The organism is Exiguobacterium sp. 8H (genome assembly GCF_902506255.1).
GTDB classification, from domain to species: Bacteria; Bacillota; Bacilli; order Exiguobacteriales; family Exiguobacteriaceae; genus Exiguobacterium; species Exiguobacterium profundum.
This window is the reverse complement of the sequence record NZ_LR733429.1, coordinates 2,416,006-2,434,035: the sequence shown is the minus strand read 5'-3', so window position 1 is coordinate 2,434,035 and position 18,030 is coordinate 2,416,006. Positions and strand designations below refer to the sequence as shown.

Sequence of the window (18,030 nt, the reverse complement as noted above, 5' to 3'; positions counted from 1 at the left end):
CTGAATTCGGGAGGTTTAATCCTATTAATGTAGTTCACTCGGGTCGAGCGGCAATAAGACGGTCACCGTCGTTCCGTGTCCGACCTCGCTCTCGATGACGAGTTTGCCTTCATGCGCTTCAATCAATTCTTTTGAAATCGCAAGTCCAAGCCCGCTACTACCTTCTGTGACATGAGCCTGATAGAACATCTCGGTGATGCGCTGCAAATGCTCTCGTGAAATGCCGGGACCTTCATCGATAATCGAGATGAAGGCAACACGTTCCGATTGCACGAAGCGGATGGTCAACGTTCCTCCGTCTGGCGAGAAACGAATCGCGTTCTCGAGGATATTTAAGAACACTTGTTTCAAACGATTCTCATCAAATAGTCCGACCGATTTTTGAGGATAGCGTTCGATGAGTGTGATGCCTTTGTCTTCAAGTGACTGTTTTAATTGCAGAGTCACTTGACGTAACAAAGAGACCAGGTCCAGTTCTTGGCGATACAAGACCAACCGACTCTCCTCAATTTTTGTATAGTCGAGAAGCTGTTCGACGAGACCGATCATGCGCTCTGTCTCCGAATGGATGATGCTTAAACCGAGCTCCGTCTCTTCAGATAGTTTCTCATCACCACCCCGAATCGTCTCGGTCCATCCCTTAATCGATGTGAGTGGTGTTCTGAGTTCGTGCGATACACTCGAGAGGAATTCGTTACGTGTCGACTGATGCTGCTGGACTTTCGCGCCTAAATACGTGAGCGTTCGAGCCAAGGCTCCAAGCTCATGTTTCTCATTTGACTCAACGGATACATCGAAGTCGCCCTGAGCCATCTCATCGGCCGCCTCGATGATGTGACGAATCGGTCTGACGAAGCGATCGGCAATCCGGATGACGGTGTATAGGGCGAGCAACCAGATCAAGACGCCAATCATGACGACCGTCATCCAAATTTCGCGAATGAGCGTGTCCAAGTCTTCAAGCGGTCGCGTGAAACTGATGGCAAACTCGGACGTATCGTTCGTCATAATGGGACTCGTGACCGACAAGTAATGTTCATCCCCGACGTCATAGTCCTGCACGACGGACTCTCCTTGCGACAGTTGCTGTAACTGTTCTTGAGAGAAAGAGGCCTGCCTTGTTCGTTGTCCCGTCGTTTTGACAATCGAACCGCTCCGGTCGACAATCGTCAAATCAGTTCCAGGATATCCGAATGTTCGGACGAGGACTGAAAAGGCGCTCGGCGTTTCAAACCCAACTTGGGCTTGAGGGTATAGATATGCACTCGTTGTCGCATGACCTAGTAACGCTTCCGACTCATACTCGTAATAGTAGCGATACGTCCCGTAAGACAAAATGCTGACGAGCAAGAGCAAGACGATCGTCACGACAATCATCATGCGAATGACTAACTGTTGTTTCATGCCTCATGTCTCCGCCATTTATATCCGTGACCCCACAACGTCTCGATGTAGACCGGATGACTCGGGTCATCTTCAATTTTTTGACGCAAGCGACGAATGTTGACGTCGACTGTCTTTCGGTCACCGAAATAGTTAACGCCCCATACAGCATCGAGTAGCGCATCACGTGACAAGACGATCTCTTCGTTTTGGACGAGATGACAGATCAAGTCATACTCGGTCGGCGTCAAATCGATCGACTGTCCATACTTCGTCACTTGTTTCGCGGCGAGGTCGATTGCGAACGGTCCCGACTTTAAGCGTTTCGAATCTTTTCGTTTCACTTTTTCGACACGGCGCAACAACGCTTGGATGCGCGCCACTAATTCACCTGGACTGAACGGTTTGGCGATGTAGTCGTCTGCACCTTTACCAAGCCCTTCAATTTTATCTTCTTCGAGCGTCCGTGCCGTCAACATGATGATCCCTACATTTTCGTCAAGATCACGAATGGCAGCACATGCTTCGAATCCGTCCATTTCCGGCATCATGACATCCAATAGGACAACATCGAACGGTTCACGGTCAAATGCGGTGACCGCTTCTCGCCCGTTCGTCGCCTCAAAGACGTCGAATCCGGCTCGTTTTAAATTGACAATAATGAAGCTGCGAATCGCATGTTCATCCTCAGCTACTAAAATTCGATTCATATCGATTTCCACCTCTTCTAGAGTTCACTTCTCTACATTATAGTTACGTTTTTGCGACAAGGTTGTCAATTGACCTTAAAAAGGTTTAGGATGGAGTCATTAGATTCTGAAGGAGGACCCCCTACTACTATGAGTTACAAGATGATTGTATTGGATATGGATGATACGCTCCTCACGAGCGACCATACGATTTCCCCTAAGACAAAAGAAGCACTTCTCGATGCACAGGCGCGCGGCTATAAAGTCGTTCTCGCGAGCGGACGACCAACGTTTGCGATGTGGGAAGCAGCCCGTGAATTAGAACTTGCGAAATACGGAAGCTACATCTTATCGTTCAACGGTGCCTCGGTCATCGATTGTGCGACAAACGAGGAGATTTTCTCGAGCACGCTCCAGCCGGATACAGTCGCCCATCTCCATGATATCAGTGAACGGGAAGGAATCGCGATTCATACGTACGTCGGTAACGAAATCGTAACCGATCGCCCGAACCCTTATACGGATATCGAAGGTGAATTGACGGGAATGCCGGTCATTCATGTCGACAACTTTAAAGATGCCGTGACAGCTCCGGTCGTCAAATGTTTGATGCTTGCGGATGGCGACACACTCGCTCCAATCGAAACGAAGCTACAAACAGAATTGGCCGGGAAATTGGCTGTAGCCCGTTCAAAACCGTTCTTCCTTGAGTTTACTGAAGCCGGTGTCACAAAAGGAACGAGTCTCGCCTTCCTAGCAGATCAACTCGGCATCGCACAAAAAGAAGTCATCGCTTGCGGTGACGGAAACAATGATTTGACGATGATTGAATGGGCCGGCCTCGGCGTCGCGATGGGAAATGCTAACACGACGGTCAAAGGAAAAGCGGACTTCATCACAAAATCAAACAACGAAGACGGAATCGCTCATGTCATCGAAACGTACATGGCGGACGTACTCGTCACGCAATAAGCTTCTGATTGTAGAAAGGGAGGAAGGAAGATGAATAAAGGGTTGAAACGAGCTGGAGTCGGATTGATTGGAACTGCGGTCGCAGGAGCGGCTTATGTGTTCCTCTCACCGAAACCAGCCACACGTTTAATCAAAACTTCGTTTGCGGGGGGAAACGAAGTGGAGATGAAGGGATTCGAGGAAGTCGTTCAAAAGACGTCTGTCCGAAAAGACATCGACTACTTGTCTTCTTATGACAATGGAACCTTTGATTTGATCCGTTATGAAGGAAATAGCCGCACGGTCCCTACAATTTTTTGGGTACATGGCGGATCATTCGTCGGTGGGGATAAATCGGATGTGTTAAAATACGCCACTTCGATTGCGAGTAACGGCTACAACGTCGTCAGTATCAATTACGCACTCGCACCTGACGTGATGTACCCAACCCCGCTCAAACAAATCGAAGAAGCGTACTCGTTCATCGCTGAGAACAATGACCGCTTCCGTCTCGATTTAGACCGCGTCTTCTTTGCAGGTGATTCGAATGGTGGACAGCTCGCCGCACAGTTTGTCGGGATCCAGTTGAATGACGACTATTCACCTTCTGCTGAAGTGGGACAAGTCGTACCAAAATCCTCAATCCTCGGTGCCATCCTCTTGTCTGCACCGCTCGACTTGAAGCGCACATGGCTCGAATCATCGAAGTCAGTGAACCGCTTCTTGTTCAAACGAATCGGATGGGCATACTTCGGCACATACAATTGGGAGACTCTCTCGGTCGTTGCTGAAGCGTCGCCACTCGTCAATGTACCGGCCACATTCGTCCCAACGTTTATCGCGGACGGGAATGACCATTCCTTTGAGGAGCAGGCCAAGGAATTTGCAACGATTCTTTCAGGACGTACGGATGTCACGACTGTCTTTTATGATCGGAACGAGCACGAGCTTGGCCATAACTATTACTTCGAAATGGACCGCCCAGCGGCTAATTCCACGTATCGTCGTTTGATTACGTTCTTACGTGAAACGACAAATCAATCTGTATAATGCAAAAGAGGCGACGTTCTCCTACAGTGGAAAACGTCGCCTCTTTTCGTTAGCGCAATAGTTCGAACGCGCGACCAATCAATTCATTTCGGGATGGGGAAGTTTGACGCAATGCTTCAAGACGTTCAATCAATGTCTGTTTCAGTCCTTCATCCTTCACCAACTCCAGGCATTCGATGTGTAATAACCAGGCGTCAGGGTGGTTCGTTAAAATCTCTGGGATGAGACCATCGATTGATTCTCCCCGCTCACGCATGAGATGGATGCGGTTGAACATCGGATCATCGTTCGTCCATACACGTTCATCCCGTTCGATGATCACCGGTTTTTCAATCATCATCAGCTCGTCTACCGTTGTTCCTGGGAAAACTGATGGAAGCGAATCGACGCGTACTTCTAGCGAGTCGAGTGAGATCGTCCGTCCTTCTAGGTGAACCGTCACGTCTTCGAGTGCACCGGATGCACATGCTTGCCGAATGCTCATCCCGTCCTCAAAGAGGTCATCGCGATCGAGCGCGGACTCTGTGTCATGAGCGATCAGTAGCCCGTGTCGCTCTTTTTGCGTGAGCTGTCCATGTTGTACAATTGAACATTCATCCCATTGAATGAGCGTATGTTCTTTCGACTCCGTCATGTGACGAACGATGCCGACACGTTCTGATCCATCTTCAAGTCGAATCGTCGATTGACTTCCTGACGCCAACGCTTTCGCCACAGATTCAATCCCACCTTTTCGAATCGCCATTCTTCCCTCTAGTTCATCTAAGACAGAAGAGAGCGTCTCAAAGTTTGGAATAACGAATAGCTCTTTTTGCATGTTTGTCACGTCTTGCTTCGTCTGTAGCGCGTGCTCCAAGTCGAATGGATGTTTGACGACCGCATCTGTCAGACAGTGACGGCTCTCTCCTACCGATGATAAGAGGCCTGCCCCGTAAATCATCGGGTTGTCGAGGTCACCAATCAATCCGAATTCAACGGTCCACCAAAAGATACGCGCGACCTGTTGTGCTTCAGAAAAGCCAGTCACTTGCGCTTTCGCCTCATGTACGGCTTTCTCCGCCGCCTCGATGTCCTGTTCAGTCGAATTCGCATTCTCCTTCACAATCGTCAATCGTTTCAATGCGGCGAACGAGGCATGTTCTTCTCGGTTCATGAACGCCTTGGCCCCTAATTGACCGAAGCGTTTGACGATTGCCGAAAACGTCGGGTCCATCAACATTGGCGCATGTCCCGCCGCCTCGTGAATGATGTCAGGGGCTGGACTGTATAAAATATTCTCGACTTTCCGAATGTCTGTCGCGACCGGGAGCATCCCGTTTCCTTGGAAGTCAAAAAAGGCAACGCCGGGGATGAGCCCATCCACTGCGACCGTCGACCATCCTGCCGCCTGCATCTCATCCGTCATCTGTTCGACGTTCGGCAATCGATCCGGTCCCATTCCCGTCCGTTTCAATCCTTCGATGTAAAACGGATGCGCCTTCCCTTCTAACGTGTGCAAGTTCAACCGCAACACGAAACGCCAAACGGCATGATCTGTTGGTGTGTATTCATTGTAGAACTGCGGTGAAATATGTGGGGCTAGGTGTTTTGGAATCGATTGTGTCAACATGTGAAGTCCTCCTTTAAAATCAAAAAATCCCTATCGATTGAATCGATAGGGACGACAAAGCCGCGGTACCACCCTGGTTGCTAGAAAAATTCTAGCCGCTTGATCCGATAACGGGGGACCGCTCAATGATGAGAGCTCAGGAACTGTAATTCGATTCATCTTTTGGGCGTGTTCGCAGCACCACACGCTCTCTGGGCCAGGGAAGATGTCTCTACTTCGGTTCTTTCTTCGCTTTTCTTACATATCCAATTCTTTATATTTTTCTACAGTTATGCTGTTATGCATATATGCTTTTAAGCACTAAAGTGACGTCTTGTTAGTTACTCTACCAAAGCTAAACAAAAGCGTCAACAAAAAACAGCCTGCGAATTTTCGCAAACTGTCAGAGACACCACTCAATCGGAGATTTTCCCCACTCCTTCAATGTATCGTTTACTTTGGAGAATGGCTTAGAACCGAAGAATCCACGATGGGATGACAAAGGACTTGGATGTACCGACGTGAGCACTTTATGTTGGTCTCCAATCCATTTCATTTTCTTCTTCGCATCATTTCCCCACAAGATGAATACAATCGGTTCCTCACGACTCCCGAGCCGCTCAATGATGGAATCAGTGAACTGTTCCCATCCTTTTCCACGGTGAGAGCCCGCCTTTCCCGCTTCAACCGTCAGTGCCGTATTTAAGAGAAGGACGCCTTGTTTCGCCCATTTCTCGAGATTGCCACTCTTCGGGAGATCACATCCAACGTCATCTTTTAGTTCTTGAAAGATGTTTCGTAGAGACGGTGGGAAACGAACCCCGTCCTGCACCGAAAAACTGAGTCCATGCGCTTGATTCGGTCCGTGGTACGGATCTTGCCCTAAAATGACGCACTTCACTTCACTAAATTTTGTGTGAATAAATGCGTTCCAAATATCTTCTCGGGCCGGGTAAACGATCGTTTCTTCATAAGCTTGGTCGACGAATTGCTTCAACTGTTGAAAATAAGGTCGTTTCATCTCTTCTTGGACAATATCCGTCCAATCTCCAAGTAGTCGACTCGATAACTGATCTGCCATTGCATACTCCCCTTTCCCTTTGTATCATACCCAAAATAAATGCATACAAAAAGACGAGTCAATCGACTCGTCTCTCTAGGTTATACCGTTACTGCGCCTGCAACTTCTTTCGCAAGTGCTTCAGCTTTCGCTTTCGCGTCTGCAACGATCTCTTCGATTTTATCTGGGTATTGGTTCATCCCTTCGACCGCTACCGTCGTCACTTCAGATACACCGACGAACGCGAGCGCTTGGCGAAGGTATGCGTCTGCGAAGTTAAGGTCCGTTCCTGTGTAGATTCCGCCTGTCCCTTGGATGTGGATCGCTTGTTTGTTTTCAAGCAAGCCGACAGGACCTTGCTCCGTATAACGGAACGTTTTACCTGCCATGAGAACGCTATCGAGGAACATTTTCATACGTGCTGGGAAGAAGAAGTTCCACATTGGAGTCGCGAACACGTAAAGGTCCGCTTCCATGAATTTCTCAAGCATGCCGCTCATTGTGCCTACCTTTTTCGCTTCTACATCAGTGAGCGCTTCGCCTGAAGCGAATTTGCCCCATGCACTGAGCACATCTCCGTCGATTTCTTGAACATCAACATCGTAGAGTTCGATTGCTTCCACTTCGATTGATGGATTTTCTGCTTGGAGTGTCGAAACGAATGTTTCTGCCACTTGTTTGCTGTATGAAAGTTCAGTTGGTTTCGGGTTAGCCGATACATATAATACTTTAGTCATCGTGTAATCCTCCATTTGTGTAATCTCTAATTTTTCAATAACAGTTAGAACTATATCATCTGTATATCTCATCGTCAATTATTTTAATTTCAAGATATTGAATAAAAAAGCAACGGGCTTTATTTGCCCGCTGCGTTATAACCGACTCGTTTCAATAACGAAATCAATTGTTCCGTCTCTTCATCACTTAACGGTCCATATATATCTTTGAAAATTTCAATATGTTGCGGATAGACGACGTCCATGAGCGCCTTTCCATCGTCTGTCAATGAAGCATATGTGACACGTCGGTCAGACGGGCAGGCGATTCGTTCAATCAGCCCTCGCTTCTCCAACTTATCGATCACATATGTCACGCTACCGCTCGTAATCAAAATCTGATCCCCAATTTGTTGCAACGGGGTGTCTCCTCGTTTATACAGTACGGATAAAACACCGAACTCTGTTGAATTTAACTGGTGGCGTCGTAAATCTTCTTTCACACGATCACTGATGGCATCCATCGTACGCGCAAGAACGACCCACGCCTTCAATTCAAGGGATTCAATCATGTCGGTTTCACCTCAATTCGTTCATCATATATCACTAGTATAGCAGGACTTATGCAGTATAAGCCGGGAAAAATACTTCGTCAAGGAACTTCTTCATTGTCGCCCATGTCGGAAACGTTTAGAATGGTAGTATTGTGATTTTAAGAAAGGGTGGACCGTATGCGTGAGTATTACGAAATTTCATTGACGATTAAACGGGAGTTTTTGCATGCTGTCATCGATTTGTTGAATCGGGAAGGCATCGCACCGGACTATGCGCTCGAAAAAGAAGGCACGGTCTTTTTATTATTCAATCATTTACCTTGGCCAAACGTGACCCGTGAACCGCATGCCGTAGAACGTTTCTTATTGACGTTGAAACGATCGGACTATTTATTCGTCAAAACGAAACGTAAATCACCGGTCCCCGATCATGAACCGGTCGCCTGTATGGGGGCTCTCGTCTCCCCGTTCAATGAACATTTGCGCATCGAACTTGCCGTGGACGAGTCGGAAGCAAGTCATTTAGATATGTCCGCATTCCGTCATTATTAAACAATCGAATGCCCAACGCATCCCCTTGAAGATTAGAGCGAGATAGCTAATCGACATGGGGATTTTTTAGGAGTATCTGCTTTCTTTGACGGGAATAAAGGACAGTATTCGAGTTGAAAAGGAGACATGTTGGAATGGACACAGTCATGTTAATCGTCAATCCATCCTCAGGGAAAGAGTTGGGGGAACAACACGCAACACATGCCGAAGAGGTGTTGCGCGAACGATATGGACACGTCGATGTCCGCTTCACTGAAAAGGAACAGGATGCGACGAACTTCGCACGTGAAGCGGCAGAAAAGCACTATCAGGCCGTGATTGCGATGGGTGGGGACGGAACCTTGAACGAAGCGGTGACCGGTCTAGCCGAGGCTACTCATCGACCTGACTTCGGCATCATTCCACTTGGGACGGTCAACGACCTCGCCCGTGCACTCGGTGTCCCAAGTGACCCTAAACAAGCAATCGAGGCTCTCCGCGACGCTGAACCGACACCGATGGATATCGGAAAGTATGAGAACGGTTATTTCATGAACGTCATCGCCATCGGGCTCATTGCCGAAGCTGTCGACGAAGTAAGTGTGGAAGAGAAGACGAAATGGGGACCGTTCGCTTACTTGATTGAGGGTGTAAAAGCGTTCCGTGAACATAGTCCTTATGAGTTGGCGCTTGACAGTAAAGACGGGGAGTTTGATGGCGAGGCTTATCTCGTCGTCATCGCCTTGACGAACTCGGTCGGAGGATTTGAAAACTTCGAACCGGACGCGCGACTTAATGATGGTCTTCTTCACGTCTATATCTTTGAAGAGCTCGGGTTAAAGGACGCACTTCAATTAACACCCGCCCTCTTTACAGGAAAGTTGAAGGAAACGGATAGCGTCACCTCATTTTGTACGTCACGGGTGAACGTGACCTCGCCTGATGCGCTTCCTGTAAATGCTGACGGGGACACAGGCGGCAAGCTACCGCTCACCTTTGAAGTATTGCCGAGCCACTTAAACGTATTAAAGCCGGTATAAGAGCAGGAATTTTGACGATTGAATCGAATGTGTTCAAGCGAGAAAGGAGAATGACCTATCAATATCTCACTTGTTCCATTAACAGTCGCATCCGGCGACATCGTCGATACATTCAATCGTTGGAATAACGATCCTGAGATCGTCCATCTTATTCGCCCGAGCCGCTCTAAAGAAGAATTGACCGCCCATTATGAGATGACGGTTGACGATTTAGAAGAACGACTCTTAACGCACGATATTTTCCTCATCTACGCAGATGACCATCTCGTCGGAGAAATGAACGTCATGTATGACCCGCCTCATTTATATCGACAAGAAACCGGTACAGCTTGGCTCGGTTTCGTCATCGGCGAATCTGTAGGTCGCGGAAAAGGCGTTGGCACAGAAGCTCTTCGTTTGTTAGAAGAGCAATTGCGAGCCAAACAAACACCTCGTATGGAACTTGGCGTATTCGCTTTCAACCATGCGGCCCATCGTCTCTATACGAAATGTGGGTATCAAGAAATCGGTCGGATCGAGCACTTCACCTACTGGGACGGTCAATTTTGGTCCGATATTCGGATGGAAAAACGACTCGACGAAAAACCCTTTCACGCCAAGTGAAAGGGTTTTGACTTAGTTCTTTAAGTTCTCGACTTCGACAATCCGGAAGCCTTTTTGTTCAAGCTTAGAGACAACCTTGTTTTTCATATCTTCTTCACAGTCTGGTGGTAGTGTCACGAGTACCCGTCGCAATACTTTACTTTTCGCATCGAGCGTCATCAAGCTCGCGATTGATGTATATTTGTTCACGATTTTCGTGATTTTCTCAAGTGCCCCAGCCTGTTCGCTCAAGGCGATTGTCAAGACGTAACTACCCGTGTCGCGACTCCATGCTTCTTCGAGCATCCCGAGCATCTTACCGTGGGGAAGAATGCCATAAAATTCATTGCTCTCATCTTTCAATACAGCAATGTACGGCAACTCTTTGATTGAGAAAAATACTTCAAAGAATCCATCTGACTCATGGACGTACTTTTGTGTATTCTTGATGAGTGTCATCACATTATCGTCCATGTTTTCCCCGTTCATTCCATGACGATAAATATGCATCTTGTAAATGTTACCGCGGAAAAATTTCCCCGTCTCGTCTAAAACAGGTACACAACGGTATCCTGTTTCTTCAAGCGTATGAAGCGCTTCCCGCAATGTTGCCTTTTCACTGATGGTGACAACATCTTTCTTCGGGATACATAAGCTATGCACTAACATGCGTTTTCCTCCCAGCCAATAATAAAGTGGTCTACACCCTATTCATTATTATTCCCCAAATATGATGAATATCCTGCATACTTTTTCTGAAAAGTTATGAACACTTCTCGTAATCCTTGCATTTGTCGGAATTCAAAAAAGTCGTTATAGTGAAACTATCCAAACAGACAAAGGGGATGGACGATTATGACGATGAAAAAAGCATTGACGATTGCCGGTTCTGACACAAGCGGCGGCGCGGGAATCCAAGCCGACCTCAAAACGATGGAAGAACTCGGTGTATACGGTATGACAGCTTTGACTGTCATCGTGGCACAAGACCCACATAACGCATGGAATCACGAAGTCTTTCCAATCGACACGACCTTGATCGAGAAACAAATCGATACGGTGCTCGCTGGAATTGGAGTCGATGCAGTGAAGACAGGTATGCTCCCGACACCTGAAATCATCGAACTCGCAGCACGGAAGATTAAAGAATACGGAATCCAGAATGCCGTCGTCGATCCGGTCATGGCATGTAAAGGTGCGGATGAGATTCTTGATCCGAACGTTGCGGTCGCGATGCGTCAACACCTCGTACCAGTCGCAAAAATCATCACACCGAACTTATTCGAGGCGCGTATGCTCGCTGGCCTTGATAAAACACCCGCAACGATGGACGAAATCAAAGAAGCCGCTCGTTTAATCCATGAACTCGGCGCAGAGATCGTCATCGTCAAAGTCGGTGGCAAACTCGGATTCGATACAGCATTCGACGTCTTGTACGACGGAAACGAATTCCGCCTTCTTGAAAGTGAAAAAATCGAGCCTGCGTTCACACACGGCGGCGGATGTACGTTCTCTTCTGCCATCGCAGCCTCACTCGCCAACGGTCACACGGTCGAAGAAGCGATTGAAATCGGAAAAGAGTTCATCACAGAAGCCGTTCGTCATTCATTCCGTCTCAACCAATACGTTGGACCGACGAACCATACCGGATACCGTAAAAAAGTAGCAACACAATCGTAAACAGATGACCCGGAACTACGTGTTTCGGGTCATCCTTTCCATTGGAGGGACAGACGTGAAAGCGATTCAACCTGATCACATTCAGCACTATTTAGACAGTCACGTCGCGACACCACTTTTCGTCCATGTCGAGACGACGAACGGTGCCTACGCGACACATAATGACCCGGACTTTCATAACGCCGGGATGTTTATCCGTAATGCCAAAATCGAATACAGCATCGGTCAAATTAAAGGAAATGGTCCCTATCGTGTCGGTTTAAAACTCGATCACGGTTGGCTCTATGTCGAGGGATTGACCGACTATGAAATGCACGAAGAACAGTTGTTACTCGCTGGTCACGATCGTCTCGGTCGTCTCGCATGTGCGCTGCACATCGATATCAAGCCGCTCCCACAAGGCGCATCGGAGGTGGAGAATCAATGAATGGACCGTTACTCGTCATATTCCCACACCCGGACGATGAGGCGTTCAGCTCGGCCGGAACGATTATCCAACATCGTCAAAAAGGACTACCCGTCACATATGTCTGTTTGACGCTCGGTGAAATGGGACGTAATATGGGTTCTCCAATCTTTACGACACGTGAAGAACTGCCGAAAATTCGAAAACATGAACTCGAAGAAGCATGTCGCATGATGGGCATCGAGGACCTGCGCATGTGGGGACTTCGTGACAAGACCGTCGAATTTGAGGACGAGGCCGAGCTCGCTGGTCGCTTCCGCGCATTGATTGACGAAGTGAAGCCGGAAACCGTCATCTCATTCTATCCAGGATATGCCGTCCACCCGGACCATGAAGCGACAGCCCGTGCCGTCGTACGAGCGCTTCAAGAGATGGGCGAGACGCGCCCTGAGTTCTTAGGTGTCGCCTTTGACCGCCGCACAGAAGACGAACTCGGACAACCTCACGTCATCGTCGATGTAACGGAAGAGAGCGAACAGAAGAAAGATGCCCTGTTTGCCCACCGGTCTCAGACGGAAGGTCTGCTTCGTGCGATCGATAACGCAGAAAACGCCCACGTCATGGAGTTACTCCAACGTGAGCGCTTCTATCATTATCCGTTCTCATGATTCATAGGCTAGACGGGTCATATAAAGCAATGCCCCGACGGTCCCAAGACCGATTAACGTTCCGAATACTACAACGATTTGTCCCATGTTTTCACCTCTTCTAGACTTTACGAACAATTCCATTCATTGGTTTCAAACACGTGCTATTCGCACGTGTTTTTTTAGAAGTAAAGAACGTAAATCACGATGGCCAATACGATTCGATAGACCGCAAACGGCATCAACTTCACTTTGTTGATCAACTTCAAAAAGAATTTAATCGAAAGAAGTGCGAACAAAAACGCGCTGACGAAACCGACGACAAACACGGGTAACGTATCGAGCGTGAAGTACGTCCATTTGCTGTACAGTGACAACGCACTCGCTCCAAACATGATCGGTACCGCCATGATGAACGTAAAATCTGCCGCTGCCCGGTGACTCATTCCGAGGAGAACCCCTCCAGAAATCGTTGAACCGGACCGAGAGAACCCAGGCCATAGCGAGAAACATTGAATCAACCCGACACCAAGTGCTTGCTTGTACGTGATGTCATCTAGCGTAGCGGTCGTCTGACGCTTCACCCCGGATAAATCTGCGGCAATCATAAAGAACGCACCGACGACTAGACCAATCAACACCGTCTTGACTGAGAAGAGATGTGTATCGATGTAGTCCTCAAACAGTACACCAAGGACGCCAGCAGGCAGCAATCCGATCAAAATATGTATGAGATTGAACTGACGTGTGGTTCCGCTTTGTCTTAAGGTGAGGAGCGACTTTGGATTCAGTAACGTTTTGAACCGATCTCGAAAGACGACCACGACCGCTAAAATCGACCCTAATTGAATGACGATTTTAAACGTGTTCGCTACTTCCTGACCTAAAAATTGACTCGAATTCAACCAGAGACCGTCCACGAGAATCATATGACCGGTCGACGAGACTGGGGCAAATTCCGTCAATCCCTCGACGACACCTAACAAAAATCCTACAAATAATTCATACCATTCCACGTTGTTTCTCCTATTGACTCGTTAAGATTGTTCTCATCATACACTTCTCGGCACAATCTTTCGTCCGTCTTAAGACGTAAAAACAGACATGGCTTATGACCCATGTCTGTAAAAATTATCGGGCGGTCGCATGAACGAACCAAACGACAAGCCCGATTAAGATGAACGCCAAAAATAGTGACACTGTCGTTCCTACAATAAAGACAAACCCCAACACGAGGATACCGAGATGCCATAGCATCGAGACGGATGATTCCGTCGTCGCTCGAATGGATGAAGGAACTTGCTGATGCAAAAGACCGTAATAGAGCGGCTCCATCGCTCCATATATAAGAGCCAACAGCCCCATCAGCCCGATTCCGATTGGATTCGGAAAAAGTCCGATGACAAGAAATCCACCACCCATTAGCCAACCGAACCCGTTTAACCAATGTTCGGATGACGCAAATCGTATAAGCGTCCCTGCAAAAAGTTGTCCAGGTAACTGAATCAAGAGTAGGATGCTTGAAATGGCACCGAACCAATAGATCGGGATGGATACATCACGTGCATACAATTGCCAGAACTCATCGATGAAATTGAATGCGGATACGGCTGCTAAAAAACTGATAGTGACATGCCATAGTTGCTTGTTCGACCAAATGAATTGAAAACCTTTCAGCAAATGCCACCACGTCAAACGCTCTTCTATCTCTCGTCGAGTCGGTTCGATGAGAGATAGGCTACAGGTAGTCGCAATCAATAGACTCACGATGGAGAGCTTGTAGTTCCACTCCAAGGGAAGATACTGAGCCAACATACTGCCACTCAATGCCGCCGTCACAGCGGCAACAATCCCAATCGCATTCAGTTTCCCAAGAACCCGTTCAAATGACGACACTTCCTGACTCTCCTGTAACGATTCGTACAACAAGGCATTCTCTGCCCCACTTCGAATAACCGATCCTACAGCCGAACAGCTGATTGCGACAAAAAAACCGGTGAATGTGAACGAGTATAAGAGAATCCAAAATGATAGCCACTCTAAAGCTACACCTACCTGGATCAGTCGACGCCGTGTCGTGCGGTCCGCCCACACGCCAGTCGGCACTTCAAACAGAACGATGATCAGCGCATATACCATCTCTAAATAGACGACTTCTTGAACCGAGATGCCTCGTGACTCCCAAAATAACCGTTCAATCACATATGCTGGAATCAGCCCTTCAAACCAACGAATGCACCCTAACCAAACAATGTTTCGACGAACTTAACTCGGTGAACGTGCTCGTTTTCTCATTTGAATCGCCTCCTTATCTTTCTTATTCCCGAATACTCAAAAAAACCACGAGATTCCTCTCGTGGTCGACGTGTTATTTTAATAAGTTGAGAATCTCACGATTGAATGCCGGAATATCATCTGGTTGACGGCTCGTCACAAGCTGATTTTGACAGACAACGACTTCTTTGTCCGCATATTTCGCTCCGGCATACTCCATATCGACTTTAATCGATTTATAGCCGGTTGCATCACGACCTTCTAATGTCTTCGCCGTAATCAACAGCTGTGGTCCATGACAGATTGCAAAGACAGGCTTCTTCGCATCCATGAATGCTTTGGCGAACGAAACAAAACGCTCGTCTTCTCGCAATAAGTCAGGTGAGAACCCGCCAGGTAAAAGAAGGGCATCAAAATCTTCCGGCGATACATCATCAATCGATTGATCGATGTTCACTTTCGCCTCTCCTTGCTTTCCTTCCACCGTGTTGCCAGCTTTCTTCTCGATTGTCACGACGTCATGTCCCGCATCCACCAATGCGTCACGGGGACCCGTGAATTCTACATCTTCAAACATATCTGTAATGAGCGTTGCTACTTTTGCCATGTTCTAAACACTCCCTCTGTTTGTTTTATGCACATAGGGACTGTTCCACTGGCATGAATCAATTAAACATCTCCAGGAGCATTCAACGGAACTTCGAGACGTACGGATTGTCGCGTTCAAAAAATCGATACGGATAGTCACGCGCCTCGCCCGTGTTCGGGATGCCGATGCGTGGACCCGCCTCAATCACTACTCCAGCCTCACCCTCCACGATATAGAGTGGGTCTTGTTGAAAGGAATGACCGTATAGATCCATCGTGATTCCGAGTGCTTTCGTCAATTTCCCTGGTCCGTTCGTTTGGTCATATCGCTTCACCCCAGGACGGTTCGTTGCAATCCATTCATGGCCTTGAATCGGTTCGACGGCTCGAATCAAGACGGCTTCTGGTGTGCCGACTGGTCCACTAACCACGTTCAAGAGCGTATGCGTATGCATCTGATAGGTGTACACATACCCCGGTTTCCCAAACATGACTTCCGTTCGCTTCGTCCGACGCCCTTCGAAGCTATGCGCTGCTCGGTCGATGGCACCGAGGTAAGCTTCCGTCTCGACAATCTTCGCGATGATGTCACCTTCTGGATGTCGCCTCACCAAATATTGCCCGAGTAAGGCACGCGCCAAGTCAAGTGTCGGTTGTTCATAAAATGCTAAATCGAGTCGCTTCATGGTTCCACCTCCATTTGTTTCATTTTCTCAAAAATCGTAGCTTGCACACAAAAAAGATGCCCTGCATGGCAGGACACCTGGACGTTATGATGCGATTTTGAGCGATTCACGTTGCTTTCCCAATCGGACGTATCCCAAAATGATGGAGAAGACCGGGCTGAGCCAGAGGAAGAAGGCAAACGGTGCGTATTCCAATACAGGTACGCCGAGTGTCGCTGCGAAGAATGCGCCAGAAACTCCCCACGGAATGAGCGGGTTGATGACGGTCCCGCCATCTTCAAGTGCCCGTGACAAGTAGCGCGGGTCGATCCCACGATCGATAAACCCTTGCTTGAACGCTTGACCCGGCAAGAGAATCGACAAGTACTGTTCTCCCGCGAGCAAGTTGACCCCAATCGAGCTGAGGACGACCGATAGAACGGAGCTTCCGGGTGACTTCAAACGCTCGAGCAACGATTCAACGATGGCTTGGAAGACACCGAGTTCACGTAATAAGCCACCAAACGCGAGGGCGATCAAGACGAGACTGACCGACCAGAGCATCGATTCAAGACCACCTTTATCGAGTACATTCGCAATCAATTCATTTTCGACACCTGACTTAAAGCCCGACTGCATGACACCGAGCCAGTTCGAGATGCTCCAGTTCCCTTGAACGAAACCGGCCGTCAACACACCGGCGAACATCCCGACGAGCATCGTCGGTAAGACCGGCATGCGGCGGAAGGCCAGTACTGCGACAAGGACAGGAGCAATCAACGTGAGCCATGAGAGGTCGAAACGTCCACTGAGCGCGGCTTGCGCCTCTGCGATTTGTGCCGTGTCGGCAGTTTGACCGCTACGTCCGAGGAACGTGAATAAAATCAACGTGATGATGAACGCTGGAATCGTCGTCCCCATCATGAAGCGAATGTGGTCGAACAGTTTGACCCCCGCCACTGCCGGTGCAAAGTTCGTCGTATCCGACAACGGGCTCATCTTGTCTCCGAAGAGGGCACCCGACACGATGGCACCTGCAGCGAGCGCTGGCGAGATGCCTAGTGCCGTCCCGATTCCAAATAAGGCGACACCGACCGTTCCGACGGTTGTAAAGGCGCTTCCTGTGAATGTCGAGACGATCATCGTGATCAACAAGACACTCGGCAAGAACCATTCAGCAGAGATTGTATTTAGACCGATGGAGAGGATCGTCGCGACCGTCCCGGACATTTGCCATACTCCGATGAGCATCCCAATCAACAACAAAATCAACACCGGCATGATCGCTTCACGAATTCCGTTGATCATCGCCGTTTCAATCTGTTTGAAGTCGCGTGAACGATAATACGCATATCCACCTACTATTACCATTGTGCCAAAAATCGCCATATGTGGCGTCGCTTTGGCCAAAAACATCAGTGCGAGCAAGGTAATCCCGCTCATCAACACGACGAATACAGCTTCTTTTCCTTTCATCTGCATCGACGTCCCCTCCTTTCGTTATATCTTCTTTATTTATTATTTCGCCTAACCGCTTAAACGCTTTTATGCACAAAAGCATGTCAGTGATGTTTTTTACTATACTCGCTTCCTTTCTCCCTGTCAAACGTCTTTTTATGATAAATT

At 48.2% G+C, this 18,030-nt stretch carries 20 protein-coding genes and 1 other annotated feature; of the genes, 8 read left to right on the top strand and 12 right to left on the bottom strand.

Annotated elements, in window-relative coordinates; translation table 11 throughout:
- Positions 1 to 24: 24 nt before the first annotated feature.
- Positions 25 to 1,404, bottom strand: coding sequence for a cell wall metabolism sensor histidine kinase WalK (locus GVY43_RS12615; RefSeq protein WP_074034934.1), 1,380 nt, complete (start codon positions 1,402 to 1,404; stop codon positions 25 to 27).
- On the bottom strand, positions 1,401 to 2,093 hold the full coding sequence (locus GVY43_RS12610; RefSeq protein WP_015880495.1) for a response regulator transcription factor: 693 nt from the start codon (positions 2,091 to 2,093) through the stop codon (positions 1,401 to 1,403). Before GVY43_RS12610 ends, GVY43_RS12615 begins: the two co-directional genes overlap by 4 nt.
- Positions 2,094 to 2,222: 129 nt before the next feature.
- Between GVY43_RS12610 and GVY43_RS12605 the strand changes: the two genes are divergently transcribed.
- Both GVY43_RS12605 and GVY43_RS12600 read left to right on the top strand, forming a co-directional pair.
- Complete coding sequence (locus GVY43_RS12605; RefSeq protein WP_159563347.1) at positions 2,223 to 3,044, top strand: Cof-type HAD-IIB family hydrolase; 822 nt, start codon at positions 2,223 to 2,225, stop codon at positions 3,042 to 3,044.
- A gap of 30 nt (positions 3,045 to 3,074) precedes the next feature.
- On the top strand, positions 3,075 to 4,073 hold the full coding sequence (locus GVY43_RS12600; protein ID WP_159563346.1) for an alpha/beta hydrolase: 999 nt from the start codon (positions 3,075 to 3,077) through the stop codon (positions 4,071 to 4,073).
- A gap of 49 nt (positions 4,074 to 4,122) precedes the next feature.
- Here GVY43_RS12600 and GVY43_RS12595 read toward each other — a convergent pair whose 3' ends face one another.
- The 4 genes from GVY43_RS12595 to GVY43_RS12580 all read right to left on the bottom strand — a co-directional run bounded on the left by GVY43_RS12595 (position 4,123) and on the right by GVY43_RS12580 (position 8,009).
- Complete coding sequence (locus tag GVY43_RS12595; RefSeq protein ID WP_159563345.1) at positions 4,123 to 5,682, bottom strand: aromatic amino acid hydroxylase; 1,560 nt, start codon at positions 5,680 to 5,682, stop codon at positions 4,123 to 4,125.
- A 44-nt stretch (positions 5,683 to 5,726) separates the two neighbouring features.
- Positions 5,727 to 5,920 (bottom strand) — a binding site (T-box leader).
- A gap of 144 nt (positions 5,921 to 6,064) precedes the next feature.
- Positions 6,065 to 6,742 (bottom strand): uracil-DNA glycosylase, encoded by a 678-nt coding sequence (locus GVY43_RS12590; RefSeq protein ID WP_074034942.1) that lies wholly within the window; start codon positions 6,740 to 6,742, stop codon positions 6,065 to 6,067.
- 80 nt (positions 6,743 to 6,822) lie between these two features.
- Entirely contained in the window at positions 6,823 to 7,458 is a 636-nt protein-coding gene (locus GVY43_RS12585; RefSeq protein WP_078146124.1) for an FMN-dependent NADH-azoreductase, read from the bottom strand.
- A gap of 119 nt (positions 7,459 to 7,577) precedes the next feature.
- Positions 7,578 to 8,009: a MarR family winged helix-turn-helix transcriptional regulator gene (locus GVY43_RS12580; RefSeq protein WP_047795835.1), complete on the bottom strand. Its 432-nt coding sequence runs from the start codon at positions 8,007 to 8,009 to the stop codon at positions 7,578 to 7,580.
- Positions 8,010 to 8,168: 159 nt separating this feature from the next.
- Between GVY43_RS12580 and GVY43_RS12575 the strand changes: the two genes are divergently transcribed.
- The 3 genes from GVY43_RS12575 to GVY43_RS12565 all read left to right on the top strand — a co-directional run bounded on the left by GVY43_RS12575 (position 8,169) and on the right by GVY43_RS12565 (position 10,165).
- Positions 8,169 to 8,543 (top strand): hypothetical protein, encoded by a 375-nt coding sequence (locus GVY43_RS12575; RefSeq protein WP_159563344.1) that lies wholly within the window; start codon positions 8,169 to 8,171, stop codon positions 8,541 to 8,543.
- 134 nt (positions 8,544 to 8,677) lie between these two features.
- Positions 8,678 to 9,562: a diacylglycerol kinase family protein gene (locus GVY43_RS12570; RefSeq protein WP_074034946.1), complete on the top strand. Its 885-nt coding sequence runs from the start codon at positions 8,678 to 8,680 to the stop codon at positions 9,560 to 9,562.
- 57 nt (positions 9,563 to 9,619) lie between these two features.
- On the top strand, positions 9,620 to 10,165 hold the full coding sequence (locus GVY43_RS12565) for a GNAT family N-acetyltransferase (protein WP_159563677.1): 546 nt from the start codon (positions 9,620 to 9,622) through the stop codon (positions 10,163 to 10,165).
- A gap of 12 nt (positions 10,166 to 10,177) precedes the next feature.
- Here the strand turns inward: GVY43_RS12565 and cbpA are convergent, their stop codons facing one another.
- Positions 10,178 to 10,813: a cyclic di-AMP binding protein CbpA gene (cbpA, locus tag GVY43_RS12560; RefSeq protein ID WP_031424393.1), complete on the bottom strand. Its 636-nt coding sequence runs from the start codon at positions 10,811 to 10,813 to the stop codon at positions 10,178 to 10,180.
- A 186-nt stretch (positions 10,814 to 10,999) separates the two neighbouring features.
- Between cbpA and pdxK the strand changes: the two genes are divergently transcribed.
- The 3 genes from pdxK to bshB2 are packed head-to-tail and all read left to right on the top strand — an operon-like array spanning position 11,000 to position 12,898.
- A complete protein-coding gene (gene pdxK, locus GVY43_RS12555) occupies positions 11,000 to 11,824 on the top strand; it encodes a pyridoxine/pyridoxal/pyridoxamine kinase (RefSeq protein WP_015880484.1) in 825 nt (274 codons plus the stop codon).
- A gap of 55 nt (positions 11,825 to 11,879) precedes the next feature.
- Positions 11,880 to 12,251: a YojF family protein gene (locus GVY43_RS12550; RefSeq protein ID WP_159563343.1), complete on the top strand. Its 372-nt coding sequence runs from the start codon at positions 11,880 to 11,882 to the stop codon at positions 12,249 to 12,251.
- The gene (bshB2, locus tag GVY43_RS12545) at positions 12,248 to 12,898 is read left to right on the top strand and encodes a bacillithiol biosynthesis deacetylase BshB2 (RefSeq protein WP_031424391.1); all 651 of its coding nucleotides are present in this window, start codon (positions 12,248 to 12,250) and stop codon (positions 12,896 to 12,898) included. Before GVY43_RS12550 ends, bshB2 begins: the two co-directional genes overlap by 4 nt.
- 161 nt (positions 12,899 to 13,059) lie before the next feature.
- Here the strand turns inward: bshB2 and GVY43_RS12540 are convergent, their stop codons facing one another.
- From GVY43_RS12540 to nhaC, 5 genes are all read right to left on the bottom strand, one after another.
- Positions 13,060 to 13,893: an undecaprenyl-diphosphate phosphatase gene (locus tag GVY43_RS12540; protein ID WP_159563342.1), complete on the bottom strand. Its 834-nt coding sequence runs from the start codon at positions 13,891 to 13,893 to the stop codon at positions 13,060 to 13,062.
- Between the two features lie 115 nt (positions 13,894 to 14,008).
- Positions 14,009 to 15,079 (bottom strand): MFS transporter, encoded by a 1,071-nt coding sequence (locus GVY43_RS12535; RefSeq protein WP_236548962.1) that lies wholly within the window; start codon positions 15,077 to 15,079, stop codon positions 14,009 to 14,011.
- 166 nt (positions 15,080 to 15,245) lie between these two features.
- Entirely contained in the window at positions 15,246 to 15,758 is a 513-nt protein-coding gene (locus GVY43_RS12530) for a type 1 glutamine amidotransferase domain-containing protein (protein WP_026824537.1), read from the bottom strand.
- An 82-nt stretch (positions 15,759 to 15,840) separates the two neighbouring features.
- Positions 15,841 to 16,425, bottom strand: a complete 585-nt coding sequence (locus GVY43_RS12525) for a DNA-3-methyladenine glycosylase (protein WP_159563341.1) — start codon at positions 16,423 to 16,425, stop codon at positions 15,841 to 15,843.
- Positions 16,426 to 16,509: 84 nt separating this feature from the next.
- The gene (gene nhaC / locus GVY43_RS12520; protein WP_159563340.1) at positions 16,510 to 17,886 is read right to left on the bottom strand and encodes a Na+/H+ antiporter NhaC; all 1,377 of its coding nucleotides are present in this window, start codon (positions 17,884 to 17,886) and stop codon (positions 16,510 to 16,512) included.
- Positions 17,887 to 18,030 lie beyond the last annotated feature (144 nt).

Bases quoted from the DNA above. Each gene is read 5' to 3' on its own strand.
- GVY43_RS12615 (WP_074034934.1), bottom strand. From the start codon at position 1,404: ATGAAACAACAGTTAGTCATTCGCATGATGATTGTCGTGACGATCGTC.
- GVY43_RS12525 (WP_159563341.1), bottom strand. From the start codon at position 16,425: ATGAAGCGACTCGATTTAGCATTTTATGAACAACCGACACTTGACTTG.
- GVY43_RS12585 (WP_078146124.1), bottom strand. From the start codon at position 7,458: ATGACTAAAGTATTATATGTATCGGCTAACCCGAAACCAACTGAACTT.
- cbpA (WP_031424393.1), bottom strand. From the start codon at position 10,813: ATGTTAGTGCATAGCTTATGTATCCCGAAGAAAGATGTTGTCACCATC.
- nhaC (WP_159563340.1), bottom strand. From the start codon at position 17,886: ATGCAGATGAAAGGAAAAGAAGCTGTATTCGTCGTGTTGATGAGCGGG.
- GVY43_RS12595 (WP_159563345.1), bottom strand. From the start codon at position 5,682: ATGTTGACACAATCGATTCCAAAACACCTAGCCCCACATATTTCACCG.
- GVY43_RS12605 (WP_159563347.1), top strand. From the start codon at position 2,223: ATGAGTTACAAGATGATTGTATTGGATATGGATGATACGCTCCTCACG.
- GVY43_RS12600 (WP_159563346.1), top strand. From the start codon at position 3,075: ATGAATAAAGGGTTGAAACGAGCTGGAGTCGGATTGATTGGAACTGCG.
- GVY43_RS12590 (WP_074034942.1), bottom strand. From the start codon at position 6,742: ATGGCAGATCAGTTATCGAGTCGACTACTTGGAGATTGGACGGATATT.
- GVY43_RS12610 (WP_015880495.1), bottom strand. From the start codon at position 2,093: ATGAATCGAATTTTAGTAGCTGAGGATGAACATGCGATTCGCAGCTTC.
- bshB2 (WP_031424391.1), top strand. From the start codon at position 12,248: ATGAATGGACCGTTACTCGTCATATTCCCACACCCGGACGATGAGGCG.
- GVY43_RS12575 (WP_159563344.1), top strand. From the start codon at position 8,169: ATGCGTGAGTATTACGAAATTTCATTGACGATTAAACGGGAGTTTTTG.
- GVY43_RS12530 (WP_026824537.1), bottom strand. From the start codon at position 15,758: ATGGCAAAAGTAGCAACGCTCATTACAGATATGTTTGAAGATGTAGAA.
- GVY43_RS12580 (WP_047795835.1), bottom strand. From the start codon at position 8,009: ATGATTGAATCCCTTGAATTGAAGGCGTGGGTCGTTCTTGCGCGTACG.
- GVY43_RS12570 (WP_074034946.1), top strand. From the start codon at position 8,678: ATGGACACAGTCATGTTAATCGTCAATCCATCCTCAGGGAAAGAGTTG.
- pdxK (WP_015880484.1), top strand. From the start codon at position 11,000: ATGACGATGAAAAAAGCATTGACGATTGCCGGTTCTGACACAAGCGGC.